Raw genomic sequence first — 5,792 nt, 5'->3', positions numbered from 1 at the left:
CGGCACGGCGGGCCCGTGCCGCGTGCGCGTCCGCGATCGCGTGGCGTGTGATGCCGACGAGCCATCCGCCCAGGGCTCCGCGCTCCGGCCGGTACCGTGCGCGTCCCCGCCAGGCGGCGAGGAAGACCTGCTGGGTGACGTCCTCGGCATCCCGCGGATCACTCAGGGAGCGCCGCGCGAGGGTGTACACGAGGGAGCCCCACCGCCGGTACGCGAGGGCGACCGCCTCCTCGTCCCCGGCGTGGAACCGCCGGGCGAGTTCGGTGTCGTCGCCGGTCTCCTCGTACGGCGGGGGCGGGCCGGGCACCCGGTCGGGGCCGGGGTCGCGCGGACGCGTGCGCTCCACGTCGGCGCTCAGGTACGTGTCGGGCCGGGCAGTGGCCATCATGAGCTCCGAGGTCGAAGGACTACGACACGACGACCGTCCGTCGAAACGATGCGCCCTCGCAACGTGCAGCGTTAGCGCATCGAAACGGGGAATTCGTGGAACCACGAAAGAATCTGCATCCTCCGCCGAGACGCGCGCCGAAGACCTCGTGCACTCACTCACAGGGAGTGGGCCGTTCGAAGGGACAGCCAGTCATGATCTCCCGCACCCCTGTCGCCGCAGCGGCTTCTCTCGGCCTGTGCGCGCTCGCCCTGGGCGGCGCCGCAACCGCGACCGCCGCCACCGACGACGACCAGGCCATGGTCTCCGTCTTCCACGCCGTACCCGGCCTTGACGTCGACGTGTACGCCAACGGCGACGAACTGATTCCCGACTTCAAACCGGGCACGCTCACCGACCCGCAGCCCCTTCCCGCCGGCTCGTACGACCTGAAGGTCTTCAAGGCCGGCGCGGACCCGAAGGGCAAGCCCGCGATCCAGAAGACGGTCGAGGTTCCCGCCGGCGCCAACGCGACCGTCGTGGCCCACCTGAACGCCGACGGCGCGCCGCAGTTGGACGCCTACGTGAACGACACCTCCGATGTAGCCGCCGGGAAGGCCCGGTTGACGGTCCGTCATGTCGCGGCGGCTCCGGCCGTCGACGTCCGGGCGGGTGGCACACCGATCTTCAAGGACCTCGTCAACCCGAAGGAGGACACGGCGACCGTGGACGCCGGCACCGTCTCAGCGGACGTCGTGCTCGCCGGCACCGACGACGTCGCCATCGGTCCCGCCGACCTCAACCTCAAGGAGGGCACCGCCAGCATCGTCTACGCCTGGGGCAGCGCCCAGGACAAGAACCTCGCCCTGAAGGTGCAGACCCTGACCGGCATGCACTCCGCTCCCTCGGGCGTGAACGCCGGCGCGACCAACGACCGCGACGCATGGCCGGCGTACGCCGCCGGGTTCGGCCTCCTGGGCCTCGCCGGCGCGCTCACCGCCCGCCGTGTGGTGTCCCGCGGCCGTGCCTGACACCGGGTCGGCCCCGTGGCTCCGGCAACGACTGCGGACAGCGGTGACCGTGCTGCTGGCGGTCTCGGGAGCCACGGTGCTGGCACTGGCGCCGTCCCGCGAGAGCCTGCCGCCGACCGCGGACTTCGACGCCCGGACGGCCGCGTCGCCCCCCGCGGCCCCGCCCGTCCGGGCGGAGGACACTGGCTCGCCGACGCCGACGCCGTCGGCGAGCCCCGTCTCCTCCGCCGCCGCCCCCAGGCGGCTCGACATCGAGCGCGTCGGTCTCCGCGCCGCGATCGAACCCCGTGGAATCGCCCCGGACGGCAGCGCCGACATCCCCGAGGATCCGGAGAAGGTCGGCTGGTACCGCTTCGGCCCCGCGCCGGGGGAACCCTCCGGTTCCGCCGTCATGGTGGGACACGTGGACTCCCGCACGGGCGACCTCGGTGCCTTCGCCGCCCTCTTCGACGTCCGCGCGGGCGACGAGGTGACCGTACGGCGGGCTGCCGCGCCGCCGGTCACCTACCGGGTCGTCGCCCGCGCCCGCGTGGACAAGGACCGGCTGCCCGCCTCGGCGTTCACCAGAACGGGCCGACCGGTCCTCACGATGATCACCTGCGCGCCTCCGTTCGACGCGGAACGAGGCGGCTACCAGCGGAACTTGGTGGTGACGGCGATCCCGGTCACCCCCACCGGGTGAGTCCGGCGCCGGGCATCCCTCTCACGCCTACGCTGCTGTCCATGTCCGACGCGGAGGAGACCCTGACCGAACAGCGGCCGGCCGCCGCCCCGGCGCACGACGGGAGCAGAGCCGGGGACGAGGGGACGGCCGGGGACGGTGAAGCAGCCGACGTCGAGGAGACGGTCGAGGGCGGGATGACGGCCGACAGCGAGGAGAAGGCCGTAGGCGGGGAGACGGTGGACGCCGGGGAAACGGTCGCCTCCAGGGAGACCGTCGGCGGCGAGGGAACCGTCGGCGCCGAGCGGAACGGCCCGCGGTCCCGGCTCCCCCGCGCGGCCGCCCTCGCCGCTCCGACCACCCGTACGAGGGGAGGTGGAGCATGGCGCAGCACCTGGACGCCGACGAGCTGACCGACCTCGCCCTCGGGGGCGACGCCCACCCCACCCCGTGCCAGCGGGACCATCTGGCCCGGTGCCTGCGGTGCTGCGAGGAACTCGACCAGCTGCTGCGCGTGGTCCGTGCCGCCCGAGACGTGTCGACCGACGACTTCCTGACCGCACCGCCCGACACGGTGTGGCACTCGATCACGGCGCAACTGGACTCGGACACGGCCTCGCAGGCCGACGGGGAGGGATGACACCCCGACGGCCCTGGGCGGACCCGGCTCACCCGACGTGTCCGACGTTCGCGACGTACCCGGCGGTGGTGGCAGTGGCGGTCTTGGCCGCCGTCGTGCGTGGTTGCGCCGCCCCGCCCTGCTGATCGCCGCCGCGAGCCTCGTCGTGGGGGCGCTGCTGGGCAGTGCCGTCACCGCGTGGCGGCTCGACGACGGTACGCCGACGGCCGAGGCGAGCCCGACGAACCGCCTCGCCCCGCTGGCCGTCCCCCGCGCGGCCGGGACGGTACGCCTGGTCCGCGGGCCCGAGGCCGAACGCGAGGTCACGGTGACCGTCACCGGCCTGCCCCGCTCGGACGGCTACTACGAGGTGTGGCTCATGGACCGTACCCACACGCGGCTCGTCGCGATGGGTGTTCTCGGCCCGGACGGCACCGCCACACTGCCGCTCCCCGCACGGATCGACCTCGGCCGCTACCCCCTGATCGACGTGTCGGCGCAGGAGGACAACGGAAACCCGGCCCATTCCGGTACGAGCGTCGTACGCGGCGCTCTCCCCGGCTGACCGGCCCCGCCCGAAGCGGGCGCGTCCTCGCCGCCCTCAGTCGCGGCGGGGCGGGCCCCAGATCATGATCTCGGTGGTGGGGAGGCGCTCCGCGAAACGGCCGTCGGGGGACGCCTCGTGCAGCAGCGCGCGCAGGTCCCGTTCGAAGTCGGGCAGTTCGTCGCCGAAGAGGTGGGGCGCGGAGTCGGAGCGGGAGAACGCCCAGGCGACGAGGTCGTCGGCGGTACGGTCGACCACCTGCCCGGCGGGTACGACAAGGCGCCGGACGCGGACGAAGCCGGCCCGCTCAAGGACGAGGTCCTCGCGGCCCTGGGTGCCGTTGACGAGGAGTCCCTGTCCCGCGCGGCGCACCGGGCCGAGGCGGCGGCGCACGAGGTCGGCGATCCGGTCGTACGGAGGCGGGACCGACGGGGGCGGCGGCGGTGCCGTGGGCGGGTTCTTCAGCTCGCTCAGGTGGACGAACACGCCGCCAGGCGCCAGCATCTCCCGCACGGTGCCGGCGACGCGGTCGCGCTCCGTCCAGTGGAACGACTGGGCGAACACCACCACCCGGAACTCCCCCAGCCCGGCGGGCAGGTCCTCGGCGCGGGCGGTCACCCAGCGGGCGTTGGTCACGCCCCGGCGCCCGGCCTGCCGCTCCGCCTCGGCCAACATGTCCGCGTCCGGGTCGACGCCGACCGCCTCGGCGACGTACCGGGCCATCGGGAGCAGCACGGTGCCGGGACCGCAGCCGACGTCGAGGAGCCGGCCGGTGCCGTCCAGGCCGAGAGCCTCGGCCAGGGCTTCGGCGAAGCCGGGTGCGTAGGGAAGCCGCCCTCGCTCGTAGTGGGCCGCGCTGCCCCGGAAGAGGCTGCTGTCCCACTGCCATCCGTCAGACATCCGATGCCCCTCGTCCCGCCGGCGCGGGCCCGCGGGGGCGCGCCCGGCCCTACGTCGGCCCTCACCAACCCGCGTCGACTTTCGCTGGCCCCTGTCGGCCCTTGTCGGCTCCTCCTGGCCCTTGCCCGCTCCTGCTAGCCCTTGCTGACCCTTGCCAGCGCGGCCCAAGCTACCGGCCGACCCGGCGGACGCGCCGGTCAAGATCCGCCGCCCGGGCGCCGAAGGCAAAGGCGCGCCGCCCACGCGCCCTACCGCACCGCAAGGTCGCCGTCTCACTGAGCCTCGGCCGTACCGCCGGACAGCCGCCTCACGGCCGCTCACCGCACGCCGGCCTCGCCTCTCTCACCGCCTCACTGGAGTCTCGCCCCACCCCGAAGTCGCACCCCCAGCCGGTTCAAGGCGCCCGGCGGAAGCGGCGGAGGGCCGGGAGCGGGGCTCCGCCGGAGGCCGTGAACGTTCCCGTGCCCTGGGTTCTGCGCGGGCGTTGCGCGTCCTCCGCCCAGAGGGCCAGCTCGCGGTCGTAGGGGCCGAGGGCGATGCGTCGGTCGTCCGGGTCGTCGAAGACCCGCACGGGGTGGGTGGCGTCCCAGGGCGTCCAGCCGGGGTCGCCGTGCGTCGCGAAGCGGACCCACGCGTCGTGCAGGGTGGCGGCCAGGGCGCGCGGGGTGTGCTCGCCGGCGAGTTTCGCGGAGGCGGCGGTGTCGCCGGTGTCGAAGACGAAGCCGAGCTCCAGGGCGTGGCAGGCGCCGAGGTCGGGCAGGTTCGACGGCCACGCGAACTCGTAGACGTGGGTCGGCGCGTGGGCGGGGCGGGCGTCCGCCACGCGGTGCAGGGGGACGCGGAGGAGGTGGTCGGTGACGAGCCGGCCGGCCAGGTCGGCGGGGCTCAGGTCGGGGTGGAGCTCGCGGTAGCGGCGGGGGACCTCGGGGCCGCAGTGGCAGCGGGCGCGGGCACCGGCCAGGGCGACCGTGCCGAGGCGGTCGAGGCGCTCGTGGAGGCCGCCGGGGACCAGCCAGAGGCGGTGCTCGTCGCGGGTCCACCCGAGGAGGAGGCCGACGTCGTGGGCGGCGCCGCCCTCGACGAGGGCCTTCAGCGGGTCGCGCGGCACCAGCTCGCCGTCGACGACGATGCCGAAGGCGGGGCCGCCCAGGACAGGGCTGCTGAGACGACCGACCTCCGCCTGGGCCTCGGCGAGCGTGGAACGGTCCACGTCGGCGAAGGCCGCGGCCGTGGCCGGCACCTTCAGCCGGGCGGCCATCCGGCGCACCATGCGGCGCACCTTGTCCCGGTCCAAGGCCTCGGGCGGCCCGCTCTGCAGCACGGCCCGGCGGAACAGGCCCCGTGCGCGGGGGGCCACGAGCAGGGCACCGATGCTGATGGCACCGGCCGACTGGCCGAAGACTGTCACCCGGTCGGGGTCGCCACCGAACGCCGTGACCGAGTCCCGGACCCACTCCAGCGCGGCGAGCTGGTCGCGCAGTCCGGCGTTGGGCGGGGCGTCCGGGAAGAGGCCGTATCCCTCGACGCCGAGGCGGTAGTTGAGGGACACGAGGACCACGCCGTCACGGGCGAAGGCGCTGCCGTCGTACACCGGGATCATCGACGAGCCCCTGGTCAGGGCGCCGCCGTGGATCCAGACCATGACGGGGAGCCGGGCCCCGGGGCCCGGC

8 protein-coding genes are annotated in these 5,792 nt (G+C 74.7%); 5 read left to right on the top strand and 3 right to left on the bottom strand.

All coding sequences use genetic code 11. The features are described 5' to 3' along the window. The coding region (locus AOK23_RS38335; protein WP_276205795.1) for a sigma factor at positions 1-388 on the bottom strand (388 nt) is incomplete at its 3' end. Positions 389-582: 194 nt separating this feature from the next. Between AOK23_RS38335 and AOK23_RS38330 the strand changes: the two genes are divergently transcribed. The 5 genes from AOK23_RS38330 to AOK23_RS38310 all read left to right on the top strand — a co-directional run bounded on the left by AOK23_RS38330 (position 583) and on the right by AOK23_RS38310 (position 3,243). Further along, on the top strand, positions 583-1,398 hold the full coding sequence (locus tag AOK23_RS38330) for a DUF4397 domain-containing protein (protein ID WP_055717086.1): 816 nt from the start codon (positions 583-585) through the stop codon (positions 1,396-1,398). Then, positions 1,391-2,080, top strand: coding sequence for a class F sortase (locus AOK23_RS38325; protein ID WP_055717085.1), 690 nt, complete (start codon positions 1,391-1,393; stop codon positions 2,078-2,080). The genes AOK23_RS38330 and AOK23_RS38325 overlap by 8 nt, the downstream gene beginning before the upstream one ends. Before the next feature lie 41 nt (positions 2,081-2,121). Continuing rightward, positions 2,122-2,472 carry a hypothetical protein gene (locus tag AOK23_RS38320; protein WP_157878276.1) on the top strand — a complete coding sequence of 117 codons (351 nt, stop codon included), beginning with the start codon at positions 2,122-2,124 and terminating at the stop codon, positions 2,470-2,472. Next, entirely contained in the window at positions 2,442-2,699 is a 258-nt protein-coding gene (locus AOK23_RS38315; protein WP_055717083.1) for a hypothetical protein, read from the top strand. The genes AOK23_RS38320 and AOK23_RS38315 overlap by 31 nt, the downstream gene beginning before the upstream one ends. A gap of 103 nt (positions 2,700-2,802) precedes the next feature. Then, positions 2,803-3,243 carry an anti-sigma factor gene (locus AOK23_RS38310; RefSeq protein WP_055717082.1) on the top strand — a complete coding sequence of 147 codons (441 nt, stop codon included), beginning with the start codon at positions 2,803-2,805 and terminating at the stop codon, positions 3,241-3,243. 36 nt (positions 3,244-3,279) lie between these two features. On the opposite strand, the gene AOK23_RS38305 is transcribed toward AOK23_RS38310, so the two are convergent. Beyond that, on the bottom strand, positions 3,280-4,122 hold the full coding sequence (locus AOK23_RS38305) for a class I SAM-dependent methyltransferase (RefSeq protein ID WP_055717081.1): 843 nt from the start codon (positions 4,120-4,122) through the stop codon (positions 3,280-3,282). A gap of 394 nt (positions 4,123-4,516) precedes the next feature. Continuing rightward, on the bottom strand, positions 4,517-5,792 hold a 1,276-nt coding region (locus AOK23_RS38300), incomplete at its 5' end, for a carboxylesterase/lipase family protein (protein ID WP_055717087.1).

The organism is Streptomyces torulosus (assembly GCF_001419765.1).
In the GTDB taxonomy this organism is placed as follows: Bacteria; Actinomycetota; Actinomycetes; order Streptomycetales; family Streptomycetaceae; genus Streptomyces; species Streptomyces torulosus.
The sequence above is the reverse complement of the archived record's forward strand: the minus strand, read 5'-3'. Positions and strand labels throughout refer to the sequence as shown.